The sequence below is a fragment of the Pseudomonas sp. GM60 genome, from assembly GCF_000282415.1.
GTDB lineage: Bacteria > Pseudomonadota > Gammaproteobacteria > Pseudomonadales > Pseudomonadaceae > Aquipseudomonas > Aquipseudomonas migulae.
Genome location: NZ_AKJI01000024.1, coordinates 1 through 19,223 on the forward strand (window position 1 = coordinate 1; position 19,223 = coordinate 19,223).

12 protein-coding genes are annotated in these 19,223 nt (G+C 57.9%); 4 read left to right on the top strand and 8 right to left on the bottom strand.

What is annotated here, in order from left to right:
* The 4 genes from aceF to msrA all read left to right on the top strand — a co-directional run.
* Positions 1–1,707, top strand: a 1,707-nt coding sequence (aceF, locus tag PMI32_RS25750) for a dihydrolipoyllysine-residue acetyltransferase (RefSeq protein WP_008025076.1), incomplete at its 5' end; no start/stop codon positions are given.
* Between the two features lie 271 nt (positions 1,708–1,978).
* Positions 1,979–3,373 (top strand): alkaline phosphatase D family protein, encoded by a 1,395-nt coding sequence (locus tag PMI32_RS25745; RefSeq protein WP_008025078.1) that lies wholly within the window; start codon positions 1,979–1,981, stop codon positions 3,371–3,373.
* 1,043 nt (positions 3,374–4,416) lie between these two features.
* Positions 4,417–7,110, top strand: a complete 2,694-nt coding sequence (locus PMI32_RS25740) for a putative bifunctional diguanylate cyclase/phosphodiesterase (protein ID WP_008025081.1) — start codon at positions 4,417–4,419, stop codon at positions 7,108–7,110.
* Positions 7,111–7,296: 186 nt separating this feature from the next.
* The gene (gene msrA / locus PMI32_RS25735) at positions 7,297–7,944 is read left to right on the top strand and encodes a peptide-methionine (S)-S-oxide reductase MsrA (protein ID WP_008025083.1); all 648 of its coding nucleotides are present in this window, start codon (positions 7,297–7,299) and stop codon (positions 7,942–7,944) included.
* 287 nt (positions 7,945–8,231) lie between these two features.
* On the opposite strand, the gene PMI32_RS25730 is transcribed toward msrA, so the two are convergent.
* The 8 genes from PMI32_RS25730 to PMI32_RS25700 form a co-directional block, all read right to left on the bottom strand.
* Positions 8,232–9,068, bottom strand: coding sequence for a 23S rRNA (adenine(2030)-N(6))-methyltransferase RlmJ (locus PMI32_RS25730; RefSeq protein ID WP_008025084.1), 837 nt, complete (start codon positions 9,066–9,068; stop codon positions 8,232–8,234).
* Between the two features lie 117 nt (positions 9,069–9,185).
* Complete coding sequence (locus PMI32_RS25725) at positions 9,186–9,509, bottom strand: hypothetical protein (protein ID WP_008025087.1); 324 nt, start codon at positions 9,507–9,509, stop codon at positions 9,186–9,188.
* Between the two features lie 364 nt (positions 9,510–9,873).
* Positions 9,874–10,509 carry a hypothetical protein gene (locus PMI32_RS0128650; RefSeq protein WP_238541015.1) on the bottom strand — a complete coding sequence of 212 codons (636 nt, stop codon included), beginning with the start codon at positions 10,507–10,509 and terminating at the stop codon, positions 9,874–9,876.
* Between the two features lie 95 nt (positions 10,510–10,604).
* Entirely contained in the window at positions 10,605–11,114 is a 510-nt protein-coding gene (locus PMI32_RS25720) for a hypothetical protein (RefSeq protein WP_008025090.1), read from the bottom strand.
* Between the two features lie 102 nt (positions 11,115–11,216).
* Entirely contained in the window at positions 11,217–11,567 is a 351-nt protein-coding gene (locus tag PMI32_RS25715; RefSeq protein ID WP_008025091.1) for a hypothetical protein, read from the bottom strand.
* A 2-nt stretch (positions 11,568–11,569) separates the two neighbouring features.
* The gene (locus PMI32_RS25710; RefSeq protein WP_008025093.1) at positions 11,570–16,354 is read right to left on the bottom strand and encodes an RHS repeat-associated core domain-containing protein; all 4,785 of its coding nucleotides are present in this window, start codon (positions 16,352–16,354) and stop codon (positions 11,570–11,572) included.
* Positions 16,354–17,091 (bottom strand): DUF4123 domain-containing protein, encoded by a 738-nt coding sequence (locus tag PMI32_RS25705; RefSeq protein WP_008025095.1) that lies wholly within the window; start codon positions 17,089–17,091, stop codon positions 16,354–16,356. The genes PMI32_RS25710 and PMI32_RS25705 overlap by 1 nt, the downstream gene beginning before the upstream one ends.
* Complete coding sequence (locus tag PMI32_RS25700) at positions 17,081–18,997, bottom strand: type VI secretion system Vgr family protein (RefSeq protein WP_008025097.1); 1,917 nt, start codon at positions 18,995–18,997, stop codon at positions 17,081–17,083. The genes PMI32_RS25705 and PMI32_RS25700 overlap by 11 nt, the downstream gene beginning before the upstream one ends.
* Positions 18,998–19,223 lie beyond the last annotated feature (226 nt).

Sequence of the window (19,223 nt, forward strand, 5' to 3'; positions counted from 1 at the left end):
GCTCCTGCGGCTGCCGCGCCTGCAGCCAAAGCCGCAGAGAAACCGGCCGCTGCTCCAGCGCCGGCCGCTCCTGCTGCTGCGCCAGCTGCCGCTTCGGTTCAGCAAGTGCACGTGCCGGACATCGGTTCGGCGGGCAAGGCCCAGATCATCGAGATCCAGGTCAAGGTCGGCGACACTGTCGAGGCTGATCAGTCGCTGATCACCCTGGAATCCGACAAGGCGAGCATGGAAATTCCATCGCCTGCCGCTGGCGTGATCAAAGCCATCAGCGTCAAGCTCAACGACGAAGTCGGCACCGGCGACCTGATTCTGGACCTGGAAGTGGCAGGTGCTGCGGCACCGGCTGCTGCCGCGCCAGCTCAGGCGGCTGCTCCTGCCGCTGCACCTGCGCCAGCCGCTGCCGCCCCGGCCGCACCGGTTGCCGACAGCGTTCAGGACATTCACGTCCCGGACATCGGTTCGGCGGGCAAGGCCAAGATCATCGAAGTACTGGTCAAGGCCGGTGACACCGTCGCCGCCGACCAGTCGCTGATCACCCTGGAATCCGACAAGGCGAGCATGGAAATCCCATCGCCTGCCGCTGGCGTGGTGGAAAGCATTTCCATCAAGCTGGATGACGAAGTCGGTACCGGCGACCTGATCCTGAAGCTGAAAGTCAAAGGCGCTGCGCCTGCTGCTGCCCCGGCTGCGGCGTCGGCTCCAGCCGCTACGGCACCGAGCGCTCCTGCGCCAGCCGCCGCTGCTCCTGCTGCTCCAGCACCTGCGGCGGCCCCGGCCAAATCGGGCGCCAAGGTTCACGCAGGCCCTGCAGTACGCCAACTGGCCCGCGAATTCGGCGTCGAGCTGAGCGCGGTCAGCCCAAGCGGTCCGCACGGTCGTGTGCTGAAAGAAGACGTGCAGGTTTACGTCAAAGCCATGATGCAGAAGGCCAAGGAAGCACCGGCCGCTGCTGCCGGCGCAACCGGTGGCGCGGGCATCCCGCCGATTCCGGTCGTGGACTTCAGCCGCTTCGGTGAAACCGAAGAAGTGCCGATGACTCGCCTGATGCAAATCGGCGCGTCGAGCCTGCACCGCAGCTGGTTGAACATCCCGCACGTGACTCAATTCGATTCGGCTGATATCACCGAGCTGGAAGCGTTCCGTATCGCTCAGAAAGCCGTTGCAGAGAAGGCCGGCGTCAAGCTGACCATCCTGCCGCTGCTGCTCAAATCCTGCGCGCACATGCTCAAGGAACTGCCGGACTTCAACAGTTCGCTGGCACCAAGCGGCAAGGCGATCATCCGCAAGAAGTACGTGAACATCGGCTTCGCCGTCGACACCCCTGAAGGCCTGCTGGTACCGGTCATCAAGAACGTCGACCAGAAGAGCCTGTTGCAACTGGCAGCCGAAGCCGCTGCGCTGGCTGCCAAAGCCCGCGACAAGAAGCTCACCGCTGACGACATGCAAGGCGCCTGCTTCACCATTTCCAGCCTCGGCCACATTGGCGGCACCGGCTTCACGCCGATCGTCAACGCGCCGGAAGTGGCGATCCTCGGTGTTTCCAAGGCAACCATCCAGCCAGTCTGGGACGGCAAAGCCTTCCAGCCGAAACTGATGCTGCCGCTGTCGCTGTCCTACGATCACCGTGTGATCAACGGCGCCGCTGCTGCACGCTTCACCCAGCGTCTGAGCAGCCTGCTGGCGGACATCCGCACCATCTTGCTGTAACACCGGCCGGCCCTCCTTCACCGGAGGGCCGTTCGCGTTTCACGTTTTCCGAGCGCCACGCTCGTACCTCAACCCCGCCAATTTGGCGGGGCTTTTTTTGACTTGAAGAAAGTCACTTTCCTACGTTCGTGGTTGAGTTAGCCCACAACTCGAATCCACTTCGGCACGATATTTTTTGCCGGCCTCCCACTAGGCTTGGTTATACAAATGACTAACTAAAGGTTTAGTTGGCTTACTTATTCAGTTAATACCCCTTCGAATGGATTCGAATATGTTTAAACCTACCGTCGGCCCGATTATTGGCCACACTACAACTCAACATACCCGTATTTTTTTACGTGGCGAGTTACAAGAAGACACTTTGGCGTTTGGTGGAATTCGTTATCGACGCAGCGGTGATACGCCGTGGTCCAAAGCAATATTCAAACAACTGACAAGCACGCGAGACATGTGCGACGTCTTTGCCCTCAACGATCTCGCCACCGATACAGAGTACGAATACCAGGCAGGCTGGTTCAGCCCCATGAGCCCCGTGCACACCGTGGAGACGGTTCAGGAACTGCCGCTGCAATGGCCCAGGCACGTCTACCGTTTCAGCACCCAGTCCGGCAATCCCGCAGCGCCACGGGCTTACATCGTCGGGTCATGCCGTTACCTGCGGATGACGGTCGGCGCACCTTCGTTCCCGCATATGGGCGACCGGATCTTTGCCTCCATCACGAACCTGGCGCAGCGCGCCGAAACGCCCATCAGCGCCCTGTTGATGACCGGCGACCAAGTCTATATCGATGACTTGAACATCATCGCCCCTGATCGGGAATATAAAGAAATACTCAGCAAGTACCGCATGGCTTTTTCCCAGCCGCACATTTCAAAGTTGATGTCCGGCACGCCGACTTACATGATCCTTGACGACCATGAAATCGAAGATAACTGGCCCGCCAACAAAAACAAAAACGATGACCTTCTCTATAACAATGCCATCGCCGCTTATGAGTTATATCAAGCCAGCCATAGCCCGGCCCATGAGTTGCTTGAAGATGGAAACATCCGTCACCCCCTGAAACGCTATTGGTATCAATTCACCAACGGGGATATCGAATGGTTTGTCACCGACAGCCGAACCCGACGCAACCTGTCGGCCGGCGACCGGCGCATTCTCGACGAAGAGCAGGAGCAAGCCCTGTGCGAATGGCTGATCCACAGCCCGGCCCGGGTCAAATTCGTGGTCACCAGCGTGATGTTCTACCCCGACCGAAAACGCCTGGGCGATGACGCCTGGAAAGCCTTTCCGGAGCAACGACTACGGTTGCTGGAGACCATTCGTACACGCCGCATCAAGAACGTGTTCTTCGTGTCCGGTGATGTGCACGGCTCCCTGACCAGTCGATTGACCCACAGCGAAGACCCGGACTTCGAAGTGCACACCATCGTCTCCTCGCCGCTGTGCAACAGCAAACTGCTGCCCTACGCCAAGGCCTCGACCTTCATCCTCGATCAGCCATTGGTGCGGACTGCCGCCGGAGATTATCGGCATGAACTGACCAGCCAGGTCATCAGCCAGGACAATTTCGCGCACCTGATCGTTGAGCCGGAACAGATCCGCGTCAGTTATTACGACCGCGACGGCAAACTTTTACAGTCGACGAGCATTACATTGCGCTGATGCCGAAAACATCGCCAGCAAGCCGGCTCCTACAGAACCTACGCGATCCCCTGTAGGAGCCAGCTTGCTGGCGATAGCGACCTCAAACTCTGCGCCGCTCTTCAGGCCGCCATCGCTGGCAAGCCAGGCTCCTACAGGTCCGGTGTCGCCCCGCAGATCGAGAATTACCCCACCTCCCCTGTAGGAGCCGGCTTGTTGGCGATCGCGGCCTCAAATTTTGCGCCGCCCCTCAGGCCGCCATCGCTGGCAAGCCAGGCTCCTACAGGTCCGGTGTCGCCCCGCAGATCGAGAATTACCCCACCTCCCCTGTAGGAGCCGGCTTGTTGGCGATCGCGGCCTCAAATTTTGCGCCGCCCCTCAGGCCGCCATCGCTGGCAAGCCAGGCTCCTACAGGTCCGGTGCCGCCCCGCAGATCGAGAAATCACGCAAACCTCTGTAGGAGCCGGCTTGCTGGCGATAGCGGCCCCGAATTTTGCGCCGCCCTTCAGATCGCCTTCGCTGGCAAGCCAGGCTCCCACAGGTCCGGTGTCGCACCGCAGATCGAGAATTACCCCACCTCCCCTGTAGGAGACGGCTTGTTGGCGATCGCGGCCTCAAATTTTGCGCCGCCCCTCAGGCCGCCATCGCTGGCAAGCCAGGCTCCTACAGGTCCGGTGCCGCCCCGCAGATCGAGAAATCACGCAAACCTCTGTAGGAGCAAGCTTGCTGGCGAGAGCGACCTCAAACTCAGCGCCACCCTTCAGGCCGCCATCGCTGGCAAGCCAGGCTCCCACAGGTCCGGTGTCGCCCCGCAGATCGAGAATTACCCCACCTCCCCTGTAGGAGCCAGCTTGCTGGCGATCAGCCCCAACGCTTTTTCCAGCGAAATACGTTAGTTTTCAGCCATTACTGAAGAAATGTTCACGCCGGCCGACATATTCTTATAGCACTTGGCCTTCATGTCTCTTGTCAGTCGGTGTCGCAATGATGCAACCTTGCCGCAGGCAACAGTAAAGAGGGCGAGAGCCCGGCGCGATCAGCACATTCGAAGCGAGTTACCCTCCATGAAAAGCCAACCCGATGCCGCCAGCCGTATGGTGGCCGAGGTAGTGACGCAGTTGCCGGTGCCCTCGCGGCTCGGCATGCTGCGTTTCGAACGGCTGAATGAACCCAGCTGGGCGCTGCTGTTTCTCGATCCCAATTGCGAGCGACAGTTCGGCCTGCCCGCGGTGGAACTCTGTGCGTTGGTCGGTTCGCCCTATGCCAGCCTGATGGAGCCCGAAGCGCGCTATCAGCTGCATGACGCGGTCCAGCACCAACTCACCGAAAGCCCGCATTACCTGATCCGCTACACCTTGCACACCGCCGCAGGCACCCTGAGCCTGCTGGAACTGGGCGAAGCCTACAAACAACACAATCGACACCTGCTGCGCGGCTACCTGCTGGTGGTCGATGGCATGTTCGAAGGCGATCCGCTGCTGCCGGCGCTGGACCTCGAAACCCAGAACTCGCGCTTGCAGATCGCCCTGGAACTCAATCAGCGTGCCCAACAGGAGCAGCTCCTGCACCTGGACCGCGTGCGCGCCCAGCAAGACTTGATCCTGCTGCTGACCCGCCAGCGCTACAGCACCGGCAATTCCCTGCAAGAAGCCGCCGAGCTGATCACCCGCAGCGCCTGTGACATCTACGAAATCGACTGCGCCAGCCTGTGGAACCTTGACGGTTCGATGTTGGTGCCGATCTCGGCATATCACCGCACCACCCAGGAATACGCCCTACCGGCGCCGATCGACATCAGTGGCTTCCCCGATTACATGGACGCGCTGCACGGCAGCCGTGCAATCGATGCCCACAATGCGATTCGCGATCCGCGCACCCGGGAAATGGCCGAAAGCCTGCGCCCGCGTGATGTGAACGCGATGCTCGATGCCAGCATTCGTGTCGATGGCCAAGTGGTCGGCGTGCTCTGTCTGGAGCAGACCGGTGCGACCCGCGCCTGGCAGTCCGACGAAATCGCCTTCGCCGGTGAGCTGGCCGACCAGTTCGCCCAAGTCATCAACAACCACAACCGTCGCACCGCCACCAGCGCCCTGCACCTGTTCCAGCGTGCAGTCGAGCAAAGTGCCAACGCCTTTTTGCTGGTCAATTGCGACGGCGTGGTGGAGTACGTCAACCCGAGTTTCACCGCGATCACCCAGTATTCCACCGAAGAAGTCCACGGCCAGCGACTGTCGGAACTGCCGGCCCTGGAAAACCTCAGTGAACTGCTGTTCGACGCGCCCTCGGCGCTGGCCAAGAGCAACAGTTGGCAGGGTGAATTCAAGAGCCGCCGCAAAAACCTCGAACCCTATTGGGGCCAGTTGTCGATTTCCAAGGTGTACGGCGACAACCGCGAGCTGACGCATTACATCGGCATCTACGAAGACATCACCCAGACCAAACTCGCCCAGCAGCGCATCGAGCGCCTGGCCTACACCGACAACCTGACCAACCTCGGTAACCGCCCGGCGTTCATCCGTAATCTCGATGAGCGCTTCGCCCGAGACAGCGATACCCCGATCAGCCTGCTGCTGGTGGACATCGACAACTTCAAGCGAATCAACGACAGCCTCGGCCACCAGACCGGCGACAAACTGCTGATCAGCCTGGCCCGACGCCTGCGCAACAGCCTGATCCCGAGCGGCAGCCTGGCGCGCTTCGCCAGTAACGAATTCGCCGTGCTGCTGGACAACACCGACCTCGCGATGGGCCAGCAAGTCGCCAACCAACTGCTGGCGACCCTCGACAAACCGATGTTCGTCGACAACCAGCTGATCAGCGTCACCGGCTCCGTGGGCCTGGCCTGCGCGCCGCTGCACGGCCGCGACCCGCAAACCCTGATGCGTAACGCCGGGCTCGCGCTGCACAAGGCCAAGGCCAACGGCAAGCATCAGGTTCAGGTGTTCACCGAAGCGCTGAACGCCGAGGCCAGTTACAAACTGTTCGTCGAGAACAACCTGCGCCGCGCCCTGACACAGAACGAGCTGGACGTGTTCTACCAGCCGAAGCTGTGCCTGCGCAGCGGTCGCCTGCTGGGCATGGAAGCGTTGCTGCGCTGGAACCATCCGGAAAAAGGCATGATCCGCCCGGACCAGTTCATCAGCGTCGCTGAAGAAACCGGGTTGATCATCCCGATCGGCAAATGGATCGCCCGCCAGGCCTGCCGCATGAGCAAAGACCTGACGGCCGCTGGCCTGGGCAATCTGCAAGTGGCGATCAACCTGTCGCCCAAACAGTTCTCCGACCCGGACCTGGTGTCGTCGATTGCCAACATCCTCAAGGAAGAAGCGCTGCCGCCGAGCCTGCTGGAGCTGGAACTGACCGAAGGCCTGCTGCTGGAAGCCACCGAAGACACCCACTTGCAGCTCGACCAGCTCAAGCGCCTGGGCCTGACCCTGGCCATGGACGACTTCGGCACCGGTTACTCGTCGCTTAGTTACTTGAAAAAATTCCCCATCGACATCATTAAGATTGATCGAAGCTTCATTCACGAAATCCCGGACAACCAGGATGACATGGAAATCACCTCCGCGGTGATCGCCATGGCCCACAACCTGAAACTCAAGGTCGTGGCTGAAGGCATCGAGACGGCCGAACAGCTGGCTTTCCTGCGCCGCCACCGCTGCGACGTCGGCCAGGGCTACCTGTTCGACCGACCGATTCCGGGCTCCGAGCTGATCGAAAAGCTCAAGCGCTACCCCCGCGGCCCAATCGCCTGAGCACACCGCAATCCCTGTGGGAGCGGGCTTGCTCGCGAATGCGGTGTTTCAGCCACCAACAGTGTCATCTGACACACCGCATTCGCGAGCAAGCCCGCTCCCACATTGGATAGTGCGTAACCAGGCGGCATTGGGCAAACTGGCGGTCTGACTATCTACATTTCAACCTGACTGAGAGGACTGATCATGGTTCTGCGCTCGGAAATTCTGGTGAACAAAAACGTGCTCCCTACTAAAGAACAAGCTCTGCCTGGCCGCGAAACCCCGATGACCGTGCCGGAAAAACACTTCGTCCACGACGCCCCGCTGCTGGGCCCATTCGCCATGGACGTGGATTTTGCGATCTTCGGTCTGGGTTGCTTCTGGGGTGCAGAGCGCAAGTTCTGGCAGCGCGAAGGTGTGGTGAGTACCGCGGTGGGTTACGCCGGTGGCTTCACGCCGAACCCGACGTATGAAGAAGTCTGCTCAGGCCTGACTGGCCACAGCGAAGTGGTGCTGGTGGTCTACGAGCCGGCGAAAGTCAGCTATGAAGAACTGCTGAAAATGTTCTGGGAACTGCACAACCCGACCCAGGGTATGCGCCAAGGCAACGACATCGGCACTCAGTACCGCTCGGTGGTCTACGCCACTAACCCGACCCAACTGGAAGCGGCCAAGAACAGCGAAAAAGTGTTCCAGGCCGAACTGACCAAGGCAGGTAAAGGCACCATCACCACCGAAATCGAAGAAGCGCCGACGTTCTACTTCGCCGAGGCCTATCACCAGCAGTACCTGGCCAAGAACCCTGAAGGCTACTGCGGGATTGGCGGCACCGGCGTCACCTGCCCAATCTGACCTGAAGCAGAGTCAATTGTAGGAGCCAGCTTGCTGGCGATAGCGTCGGAAAATCCAGCGATGATCTCCCGGACGCCATCGCCAGCAAGCCGGCTCCTACAGGTTATGTGTCAGCCACGAGATTGCGCTCGACACACGACTGATTGGCGTTACCCGCTCAATCCGATCTGACGCAGATCCAATTGTAGGAGCCGGCTTGCTGGCGATGGCGGCGGGAAATCCAGCGCAGATCTCCCGGCCGTCATCGCCGGCAAGCCGGCTCCTACAGGGTTTTTCGTTTGCCGTGGTTATTCGGCGATCAACCAATCCATCTGCCACCCACCCTGGGTCTGTCCCAACTTCTTGGACAACCACGGCAGCAGCTCACGCAATTCCTCTTCCAGCCCCCACGGCGGGTTCGCGATCGCCAACCCGGAACCGTTCAGACTGTTCGGCGTGTCCAGCGGATGCACCAGCAACTCCACCCGCAACAACTTCGGCGCACCCGTGCCGGCCAGATCCTGATAAAAACGACGCAACATGCGCTGGTCCTTCACCGGGTACCAGATCGCCGCCACGGTTTGGCGCATCCGGCCAATCGCTTCTTTCAGCGACGCCGCACAACGCTGCATCTCATCGAGCTGTTCAAACGGCGGATCGATCAACATCACCGCGCGCTTCTCCTGCACCGGCAACATCGCACGCGGCACATGCCAGCCTTCGCCCAAGTGAACCTTCACCCGACGGTCGCCGGCCATGTTGTCCTTGAGCAACACACCGTCTTCGGGGTGCTTCTCGTTGAGCATCACCCGATCCTGCGGCCGCGTCAGACGGCGCGCCAGCTCCGGCGACCCCGGGTAATAGCGCAACTGGCCATCCGGGTTCATGTCGTGCAGCACCTTCATGTAATCGGCGGTCAGTTCCGGCAGATCCGGCTGATCCCACAACCGTGCGATGCCTTCCAGGTACTCACCGGTACGGCTCGCCTGATCGCCTTGCAGGTCATACAGACCAATGCCGGCGTGAGTGTCGAGATAGGCAAACGGCTGCTCCTTGCGCGACATCAGGGCGATGAGGCGGGTCAAGGTCAGGTGTTTGAACACATCGGCGTGATTGCCGGCATGGAAGGCGTGACGATAATTCATGATTGCTCCTGCGAAGGCCGGGAAGTTTACCTTGTACCGAGGCGAACGTCAGGGCTTCGCGGCTGAGCGGGCAGTGATCGTTCCCACGCAGCACGTGGAAACGATCATTCAGCGGCGCTACGCGGAAGGCCGAGCCTTCAACCGCCGCCCCAACACGTCCAGCACATCACACCCGTCCCGCAACGGAATGGCGCAGAGCAAGGCAAAGTCACTGAGGATGAAGGACTCGCACTCGATAGAGCCACGCATCGACAGGTTTTCCATTACTTGGGTTACGGCGCGGATTCGATAGCTAGCCGCGTCGTATAAAACGTCGAGTGGTGCGAGGGTATCGACGAACAAGGTGGGCATGTCGTCGCAGTTACTGGTCAGTGCCATGAAACGGCTTTTGGGTGGAGGGGCTGGTTTTTCGTAGGGTGGATCGGGGTGAAGATTAGTCATTTTTAAACCTCTGGTAAGAAGGGAAGCTACCATCGGCCTTCCTACAGGCTTGGGTGGCAGCTATACGCGGGGTAGGAATATCGAGACCAGAAAACTCGACCACGCCGAAGCGTGCCCGCGCACAGCCGCCGCAACTGATCTTACGGACGCACGCTGACGGCCGCAAATACAGTGACGACGCCACAGCGTCCTCTCTAGTCTTGAAGGGTTCCTACACCCTGCCACTGAGCTTTCAGCGACCACCAAAGACTATCGATGGAAAACATTCCACACCAGTTCATGGAAACCGCCGCAGATTGAAGGAAACTTCCGACGACCTTGCCCAGAAATTTCGCGATTGTTCCGAGACTTCTAAACAGCTGAATCAGTCTGTGGTGCTAGCAATCAACGCGCTAATAGTTCGACGCTTGGGATTCCAGATCGTGAGACACCACACTCCCCACCACTCCAAGCCTGCATCAAAATAATTGCTCCATGACTCGACACGTTCAATGGTGTCGTCATAACCATGCAGACCTGTATTGAGCCGTTCGACCCAATTCACCACTGAGACATCATCTATTTCGCTTAACCCAAGGAGTTCGCACCATTTGAGAAAAACCGACTGTGCCTCTGTCTCCCCCCCTTTAAACCGAGCACGATACGGAGGATTTACAAAGCAGGCGTATAGCGCTAATCGCTCAAAAATATCGTCTTTATCAGTGGAAGTCAGATGCAGCACCTCATCCGGACTGAGTGGAGTAGCTATGGCATTTTCCACATCCCAACTAATCAGGGGCTCCGGATAATCCTCATATTTTGGATCTTTGATGAGATTTTCGTGCCACTCCATCGCCTCTGTCATCAGCATCTCATGAAGCGCTATCAACGCCTGTCGATGCATGCTTTCACCAGCTTCAATCTCAGACTCCGGTGAAAGAACCACAAACTTGAACACGCATCCGGCGCTATCCATTCGCTCACGCAATGATGCAGTGCTTTCTTTTTCAACAACCTTCAACAAAATAACCAATCTCTAAAAAGCTGAACCCATCTAATCAAGTACAAAACCGGGACGAATTTCCGACGGAGAGCAATAGACCTAACTCGCACTGCTTAACTATCCGCATCAGTTTCAAACAAACTGAAATCTGTTTTTCTCCGACAGTCCCAATAGAACTCAAGCACACTGCTAGTTTTAGCATGCCTAAAATCCATAATTTGTTTGTATAACGATTGAATAGCAGGATCAGTGATACTTTTCATACTATCGATCACCAAACACGCCTCGTAAACACGCACCGTCACTTCTTCAACTTCCGACATGTAGTCTTCTAGAGACTTAATCCCTAGAAATCGAGAAAAATGAAATGGCAGATCCCTGTCAGACCGAAACACATTGCATAGACTGAGAGCTAACAGATCAGCAAAGTAAGATCGAGCCCTACAGCTCGGGTTCGAAATCAACTCTAAAATGCCTGCATCACCGCACTCTCCTAAAATATTCATATCAACTGCATCAGGATCCTCCGCGTAGTCATCGTCAAACAACGCTGCGTCTGTTTCTCCACAAGTCCAACGTTTTAAATCATTAAACGACCATCTCCCCTCAATAACTTCAGGCATAATTCATGCTCCATCATTTCTTGACTGATATCATTTCAAACGGCCCAGAAGCACATTAAAAAAACGGGACGGATTTATTTATTTTAGAACTGCATAGTTTTTTTATTTTATTTCAGACTGATATCGCAACAGGCATTCCAGAAGGACCTGCATAAACTTTCGTTGATCTTCAACCTCGTCATCAAAATAAGTTGTCAACTTATCAAAAACAGAATCAAAGCTTTCCTCCAACCCCAAATAATAAATCAATGTATCGATATACCACTCGCGATCACTGTCAGTATAGGCAGTGAATTCTGGCCTCATTAGCATATCGAACAACTCAGCGAGCTCCGCCTCATCATTAACGTTTTTAGAAGCTATTATCTCTTCTCTTTCAACGTCATCAACATTGTCAATGTCGAATAGAAAAAGCAGGCCGCGCAAGATAGAAAGCTTAGGTTGGCGTTTCATATTCAAAAATCCGCATAAGTTGTTATAGGAGCACCGATTCTATCTAGTATGGCGACTGCATCTGTTTGTTTGCCATAGACCAAACCACCTCGTTTGTACCCCTCGCCTATTTGTTTACCCATATTCATTGGCTCTTTAGATGCAGCATGACCATTACGCCTGAATATTAGCTGAGCACGGTGAATAGCGTTCAACTGATCTCTATAACTAATAAAACGTGTCGCAGCACTAGGGATCTTTGGCTGACCAGTCCTTCTCCCGCTTGTGTATCTTTCAATAACTCCCGTTGTAGGGTTCCTTCCGGTCATCACCCGCTCACGTTGCGACGCCAAACTAGTTTGCTTGCCATGTTTTTCTAGAAAATGAGCACCTGGAGTGGCCCTTTCCATCTCATCTAAACGTCGATATGCATTCGCTTCCGCCAGCTCATCGATACGCGCTCTTCGCTGATCCCCCGTCAGCTTCGGCAGAGCCGCCTCACCCTCATCAACCCTAGCGCCAGCCGTATCATCCGGCGCTCCACACCCTGGCTCATCCTTACGCGGACAATTCCCGCTCAACCCCAACGGATCAACCCACCCCGTCGGATTCAGCGCATACCGATACCCGTTCAGCCCACCCGCCAACTTGACCGGATCCGGCGTCAGGTACCGCCCCACTTCCGGATCATAGTACCGATGCCGGTTGTAGTGCAGGCCGCTCTCGGCGTCGAAGTACTGCCCCTGAAACCGCAGCGGCTGCTCAAGTTGCTCGCCCCCACCGAACGCCAACCGCGTAACTTTTCCGTAGGCGTTGTACTTCGCCGACCAGACAATCTCGCCACCAAAATCGGTCAGTTCCTGCGGCGTACCAAGGTGATCGAGTTGGTAGTAAAACGGGCAAGCCTTGCGCGGGCCTTTGCCGTCGAGCATGGCCAATGGGCGGAAGGTGCCCGGTTCGTAAACATAGCTGCGGTAGTGTTCGCGACTGCTTTCAGCGACGAGGTTGTCGCCCTGCCAGAAGAATTCAGTGGTTTTACCATCGACGGTTTTGGCAATGCGTCGGCCGAAGGCGTCGTAGCGATAGCTCGCGAAACGTCCGTCCGGGGTCGTGGCGCTGACCAAGCGATGCTGGCAGTCGTAGGCATATTCGGTGACGAGTTTTTGCCCGGTGCCGCGACGTTCGCGGATGAGGTTGCCGAAGGCGTCGTAGTCGTAATGCCGGTCGCCTTGCATGAGCAGGCGATTGCCTTTTACGGCAGCCACACCGGGGCGGTTTTGCATCAACAGGTTGCCGGCCGGGTCGTGGGCGAAGCTTTCCGGTGGGTCGTCGCGGGTGTGGCGCACGCGGGTCAGGCGGTTGAGGGCGTCGTAGTAATAACTGCGCTGGCCGTGACGGCTGTCGGCGACGGTCGCCAGGTTGCCGTTGACCGCGTAGGTGTAGTGGCGCAGGTACAGCGGCCGGGTTTGTTGATTGATCGCGTGTGCTTGCAGGCGGCCCTGTTCGTCGTAGTGGTAGCGGCTGGTGAGTTGGCCTTGTTGGCGCTGCTGTTCGCGACCAAACGTGAATTGGTGGGTGGTGAGCGGCGCGCCGTTGAGGTCGATGGCGGTCAGCGCGCCGCCCTTGGCGTGGTGGTAATCGAGCTTGCTGCCGTCCGGCAGGCGCATGCGGTTGAGTTGGCCGCAGGCGTCGTAGCCGTAGCGCAAGGTGCCCCAGCCTTGGTGCTCGGTGATCAAACGGTCTTGTCGGTCGTACTCGAATTCCAGTGGATGATCGTGACCGTCGTCGACGCTGACCAGTCGGCCAAGGTTGTCGTAGCGGTATTCGACCTTGATGTCGTCGGGCAGCGTTTTGACCAGCAACCGCCCTGCCGAATCTCGCTCATAAGCGGTAACCCGCTGCGAGCCGTCGTCGCCGAACTCGGTTTTTTCCAGCAGGTTTCCATTGAGGTCGTAGGTGTACCCCGTGCGCTGGCCATCGAATCCGGTTTCCTGTCGGATCAATCCGCCAGGCGTGTAGTCCAGGCGATATTGTTCGCCGGATTCGTTTTCGATTTCTGTGAGCAGCAGCTGCGCGTTGTCGTAGCGATAGTTGAGCTGCGTGCCGTCGGGATTGATCCGGCGGCTGACCAAATGCAAACCATCGACGTATTCGTAGCGGGTAACGAGGCCAAGCTCGTCGCGTTCGGCGGTGATTTTTCCGTAGGTGTTGTAGCTGAAGGCGCGAGTGGCGCCCGTAGGAAGTGTCGTCTGAACCAGTCGCCCAACGGCGTCCCACCCGTAGTGAGTGAGCGATCCGTGTTCATCCTGATCGGTAATCCGTCGACCCAGCACGTCGTAGGAAAACCGCCGCAGCCCACCGTCCGGCAAAGTTTCTTCAACCAGTTGCCCCAAAGCATTGCGGACGAAGAGATGGCGACTGCTATCCGGGTAACGGATCGACAGCAACTGTCCTTTTTCATCGTAGTGATAGTGGGTGACCTGACCGTCGGGATCAGTCGCTTCGGTGATGTCGCCCTGAGCATTGCGCTGATATTTCCAGACCGCTTTGCCGCGATACCGGGCATGCAGGAAACCGTTGCGATACTCGTAGGACGTGGGCTCGTCTTCTGACGGAATCAGCGCCACCAAGCGTCCGACTTCGTCGTAGTGGTACTCGGTGACGGCGCCGAGCGGATCCTGCTCGGCAATCAACCGCCCTTTGTCGTCGTAGGCCTTGAGGTGTTCGCCGCCATCCAGCTCGACCTTGCGCACCAGTCGCGCCCGGTCGTCATGCTGGTAAACCTCTTCGCTGCCGTCGATGTTGTGGACGGTGACACTGCCCTCCTCATCCCAGACATAACGAGCTTCCATCTGCGCAAACGACGCCCAATGCCGGACGCATCGCGCAGCCTTGCCAGACCTTTCCCACTCCCAGAAGAAACTCGCCCCACCGGCCAGTTGCCGCTGCTGGATGACGTGCCGGTCGTCGTAGTCGTAACGCTCGCTTTCCCCGGCGGCGTTGGTTGCTTCGATCAGTCGAGCGCGTTCGTCGTAGCGGTAGCTGACCAGCGTCTGTTCGGTTATCCAGGCTTCGTCCGACGTGTCTGCCGGGACAAAACGCTGATAGTCGACGGCAATCAAATGGTGCTGGTCATAGCGCAACAGCAAGGCGCGGCCGGCGCCGTTGTCGAGGCGCTGGATACGCTCGCGGCGGTCGTGAGTGATGCGCAACCGGTTGTCGTAACCGTCGCTGATCGCCGTCAATCGACCGTTGATGAAATGGTAGAAGCGCGTGTCGTCGCCAGCCTGAGCGAGGATCAGTTCTTCCGGGGCATCGCCCAGGTAAATCGCCGCGCGCGAGAGGCTGTTGTGGATCGCCGGGCGCTCATTGCCAGGCAGCGGAAAGGTGGTGCGACGGTCTTCGTGGTCGATCCAGACGACGCCATCGCCATCGATTTCCAGTCGGTGCGCAAGGCTGTGACTCCAGCCGAAACCGAGGCCGCAATCCATCTCGACGGCGCTGGTGCGATAGAGCCGCGTGAAGTCGAACGGCAGAATTCCATTCAATGAACCGTCGGTGAGGGTCAGCAGTTCTTCACCGGTGACCATCGACACCGGGCATTTGTTGGTGGCGGTTTTATCGGCGGATTCGGCGCTGTCGCCGTTGGGATTTGTGGCCTGCTTCGAAGCGTCGTCGTGGTGTTCGTTTTGTTTGAGCGTGGTGTTCTTGCGAGCATTCCAGCGCAAGTGCATGGCACCATTTTTCGGTCCAGCCGCAACGCCCCGTGCAGCGACTTTTTTGTAGCGGCTTACATAGCCCATGAAGTTGTTGATGATCGTGACCATCGACTTCACGAATGCCATCGCAGCCTGAAAAATCTGCGCGCTGTACTTGGTCAGGCGTACTGCCAACCAGGCAACGCCAACCCCGACCACACTCAGCACCAGACCAATCAGTAGGTCGATGACCAGCCCGACGACCACTTTGGAAATCGCCTCTGCAGACGACTCGGCCAGTTGCGTCGGTGGCAACATTTCCAGCCATAGCGTCGCGGTGCGCATCAACAAACACAGTGCGGCCTCGTCACTGGCCAGCAACATGGCTTTTTCCATCATGTCTGGCGCGCTTTTCGCGAGCTCGGCCAGTTCGCCGGCGCTTTCACCCAGCTTTTCTACGAAGGCATTGGGGTCTTTCAGAATGTCGGTGAGTTCACCGATGCCATCCCAAACCGCCTGAATCGCCGCCCAACCGCCCGCCAGTATTCCGTTACCCGCTGCGGCCAGCGAAGCGGATGCGGATTGCTGCGACCACTGCGGCTTGAAGCCTTGCCACTCAGTGCGCAGCCAGTCTTCCAACTGCCCGGTCAGGCCGTCATAAGACTTGAAAAGCTCATCAACCTGATCCGAAGTCACCGCGCTGTGGACATGCACGCGGTAGAACTTGCCGGCAATGCCCCTGAATTGTCCCTTGCCGTTTTCATCGAGCGTGACGGTGGTTTTTTCGCCGCCATCAACGGCAATCACCTCAACATCAATGTTCCCCAGCGGAACGTCATAAACCGATTCGAACTTGCTCTCGATCTGCAGAATTCCGTTTAGCGGACACTGCGCAACACTGGAGAAAAAGTCGTCATCACTGCGGCTCACCGACGTAGTGGTATTGCCCAGTTTGATCTGCCGGTCCATGTCCATCAGCGAGGGCAGGTCCATTGCCCGGCTGACCTTGTCGGAGTTACGACTTAAAAAGCCCTTGAGTTGCTGGCGATACACACTCAGCGTGTCCTTGAAACCGTCGAGCTCCTGCTCGATCCGTACGATCTGATCCATCAGTCCAGCTCCATCGACAGGTAAGCCACCAAGGCTGATTTCGGGGCTGGCGGCAGGCCCGGCTCTTCCAGAAAGATCGCGACTTTGTGCCGCAAAACGCTTTCGGAAAACGCCTCGAAAAGATCAGGACGGTCCTCGCTCAACCACGTGAGCACGTTGTTCAGCCGAGTGGTGTTTGAGTGTTCGCAGAGTTGCTTCAACAGCGTTGTGGAGATTTCCCACCATGGAAAAACCCCGGCGGTTTTCAGTGCAGTTCCACCGATGTCGAGCGGCTGACCATTGATCAGGCACCGCCCCACGACTGGTAGCAGTTGAGTGACATCGACTTCGGCCGACTGAAGAATCGGAAGCAAGTAATGCCCATCCCAAAAGCGGAAAAACACCGCGCTGCCATTGGGCAAAAACACTTGCGTGAGGCTGCGCAGATGCTCGATCAACACGTCTTGAGGCGAAGAAGAAACTGCCAGCCAACCCCAATCGCGAGACTCGGTAGTGGCGACCCAGTCCAGAAACTCACTGTCAGCAGCGACGATTCCGACATAGGGCATGACCGGTTCCCACTCGGCGTAAGGGGTGTCGGCCCAGATCGGGCTTGGCGTATGCAAAGGATTGGAGCGCTGCCAGGCTTTGAACGGCTCAGCGGAACTGGCATTGCCGAACACCGCGAACAACTTCTCGGAAGGCTCGAGCGGTTGGCGCTCAAGCCAAGTGAGGGGTGACAAGCACTCAGGCTGCACAGACACCACCCTTGCAGCGTTCGCATTCTTCGCAGAATGGGGCGTCGCTTTTCAGGGTCAGAATCTGTGCTGCGCTGAGAGCCAGAAGTGTTCGTTGAGTGGTCGCGGCGCCCATGGCCGGCATCGGTGCACCGCCCAATTCAATCGGAACACTGCTGAAGATCCCGGCGGGGCCGATGTTGATCCAGTGGCCACCCGCCTGGATGGTCGCGTTTGCGCCGCCGTCGATGACAATTTGCTGGCCGGCGCTGGCGTGAAATTGCCCGCTCACTTTGAGGGTCTGGTTGCTGACGGTGATGGAGCGGTCACCGTGAACGTGCAGGTTATCGTTGGCACCAATCACCGCACTGCGCTGATTTCCGACCTGGACGTGCAGGTCGTTCAACACGTGTTGAGTCCAGTTTCGCTGGGCTCGCAGGTAGATTTCCTCGGCGCCTTTGCGATCCTCGATGCGTAATTCGCTGTAACCACCGCCACCGGGACTACTTTGGCTGCGGAAAATGCTGCGGGTTTTATCGGCGGGCAGATTCAGGGGTATCGAGTTGGTGCCATTGGGCACGCAGCCCATGACCATCGGCTTATCGACGTCGGCATCGAGGAACCCCACCAACACTTCCATGCCGACCCGAGGAATCAGTGCGATGCCGTAGCCGTCATGCGCCCAGCCGGTGGCGACGCGCAGCCAGCAACTGGAATGTTCATTGCGCTTTGCGTCACGATCCCAGGCGAGCTGAACCTTGACGCGGCCGTACTCGTCGCAGTGGATTTCACTGTCGGTGGGGCCAGTGACTACGGCGGTCTGGTAGCCGGTGAAAGTGGGTTTCCCGATCAGCGGTGGGCGAAACGAAACATCCCACGGCGTCGCCAGAAAGGTATTGCGATAGCCCTGGAAATCATCCGCCCCGTCGCTGCTGATTGACTCTTCGAGCACTTGCGGCTGACGGCCATGGTGTTCGATTTGGGTGATCAGCCACAGGTCATTCCAGGCCTGGCGTGGATGTTCCGACAACGCCAGGAAGTGACCTGTCACCAAAGCGGGCTCATCGCTGCGACCTTCAGCCTGACGGTAGTCTGCGTTGTGGCGCTCCAGTGTTCGTTGAGCCTGCGCCCTGCCGGATTCGCGATCTGTGAACTGGCCAGGAAAGTGATAATCCTCAAGCGTCGGCAGTTGTCCGTTGTCGCTTCGGCTTTCAAGTTGCAGCCCGGGTTTGTGGAAGTCGTAGTCGCGACGGGCTACCGAAGTGGTGCGGGTTTCCAGCCGCACGTTGAAGCGATTGATCGCGGGCGCGTCGGCGGCCATTCCGGTGTCAGGCGAGAAAAGTGTCGGTTTGTCGATCCGGGGGAAAACCGTCTGGTCGTCACCAAACACCAGCAAGTGCCCGTCGGGGCTGTGCTGAAAGTGGTAGTGAATGCCGATCTCGGCGCACAACCGCTGGATGAACGCCAGATCGCTTTCAGCGTATTGCACGCAGTACTCGCGATCGGGGTAATCGCTGCCGAGCTGAAAGGCGAACGCATCGCGCTGGATGCCATGATCTTCAAGGATTTGCGCAATGATCACCGGCACGCTTTTGTGCTGGAAAATCCGCTGATTGATGCGCTGGTCGAGGTAGGTCAAACGCGGGACCAGACTGACTTGATAGCGCGTCAGACGCTTACCGGAATCGCCCTGGCCAACCCGAAAAATCTGACCGTGAATACCGCTGCCTTGTGTATCGAAACTCAGAAACGCCTGACGATGCAGAAGGCTTTCGAGCTCGATGTCCGGCCGTTCACTGACCAGTTCCAGGTCAAAGCGGTAAGGCTGGCTGATGGCTTCCTTGCCGGTGAACTCAAGCACCTTGAGGTCATGCTGGTCACCGTCGACGGTCAGCGTGAAACGCGGTTGATTAGCAAGAGCGAACATCCGATGTGTCTCTGCAGAGTGAAGGCGGGCGATTCTGCATGAGCGGCAAGGGGTGTTGACGAAGGGACAGGAAACTCAGATTTGTCGTGCTTTTTTAAAGAATCTTCCTTCAAAAATCGGGATGTTTGGCTACAGACATTCCTTTCATAACCACCACTGCCCTCCTGTGGGAGCGAGCCTGCTCGCGATGGTGTGTCAGTCGAAACCTCTTTGGCTGACACACCAT

Coding starts and splice junctions, on each gene's coding strand:
- PMI32_RS25715 (WP_008025091.1), bottom strand. CDS start 11,567: ATGAAACGCCAACCTAAGCTTTCTATCTTGCGCGGCCTGCTTTTTCTA.
- PMI32_RS25740 (WP_008025081.1), top strand. CDS start 4,417: ATGAAAAGCCAACCCGATGCCGCCAGCCGTATGGTGGCCGAGGTAGTG.
- PMI32_RS25720 (WP_008025090.1), bottom strand. CDS start 11,114: ATGCCTGAAGTTATTGAGGGGAGATGGTCGTTTAATGATTTAAAACGT.
- PMI32_RS25700 (WP_008025097.1), bottom strand. CDS start 18,997: ATGTTCGCTCTTGCTAATCAACCGCGTTTCACGCTGACCGTCGACGGT.
- PMI32_RS25730 (WP_008025084.1), bottom strand. CDS start 9,068: ATGAATTATCGTCACGCCTTCCATGCCGGCAATCACGCCGATGTGTTC.
- PMI32_RS25745 (WP_008025078.1), top strand. CDS start 1,979: ATGTTTAAACCTACCGTCGGCCCGATTATTGGCCACACTACAACTCAA.
- PMI32_RS25710 (WP_008025093.1), bottom strand. CDS start 16,354: ATGGATCAGATCGTACGGATCGAGCAGGAGCTCGACGGTTTCAAGGAC.
- msrA (WP_008025083.1), top strand. CDS start 7,297: ATGGTTCTGCGCTCGGAAATTCTGGTGAACAAAAACGTGCTCCCTACT.
- PMI32_RS25725 (WP_008025087.1), bottom strand. CDS start 9,509: ATGACTAATCTTCACCCCGATCCACCCTACGAAAAACCAGCCCCTCCA.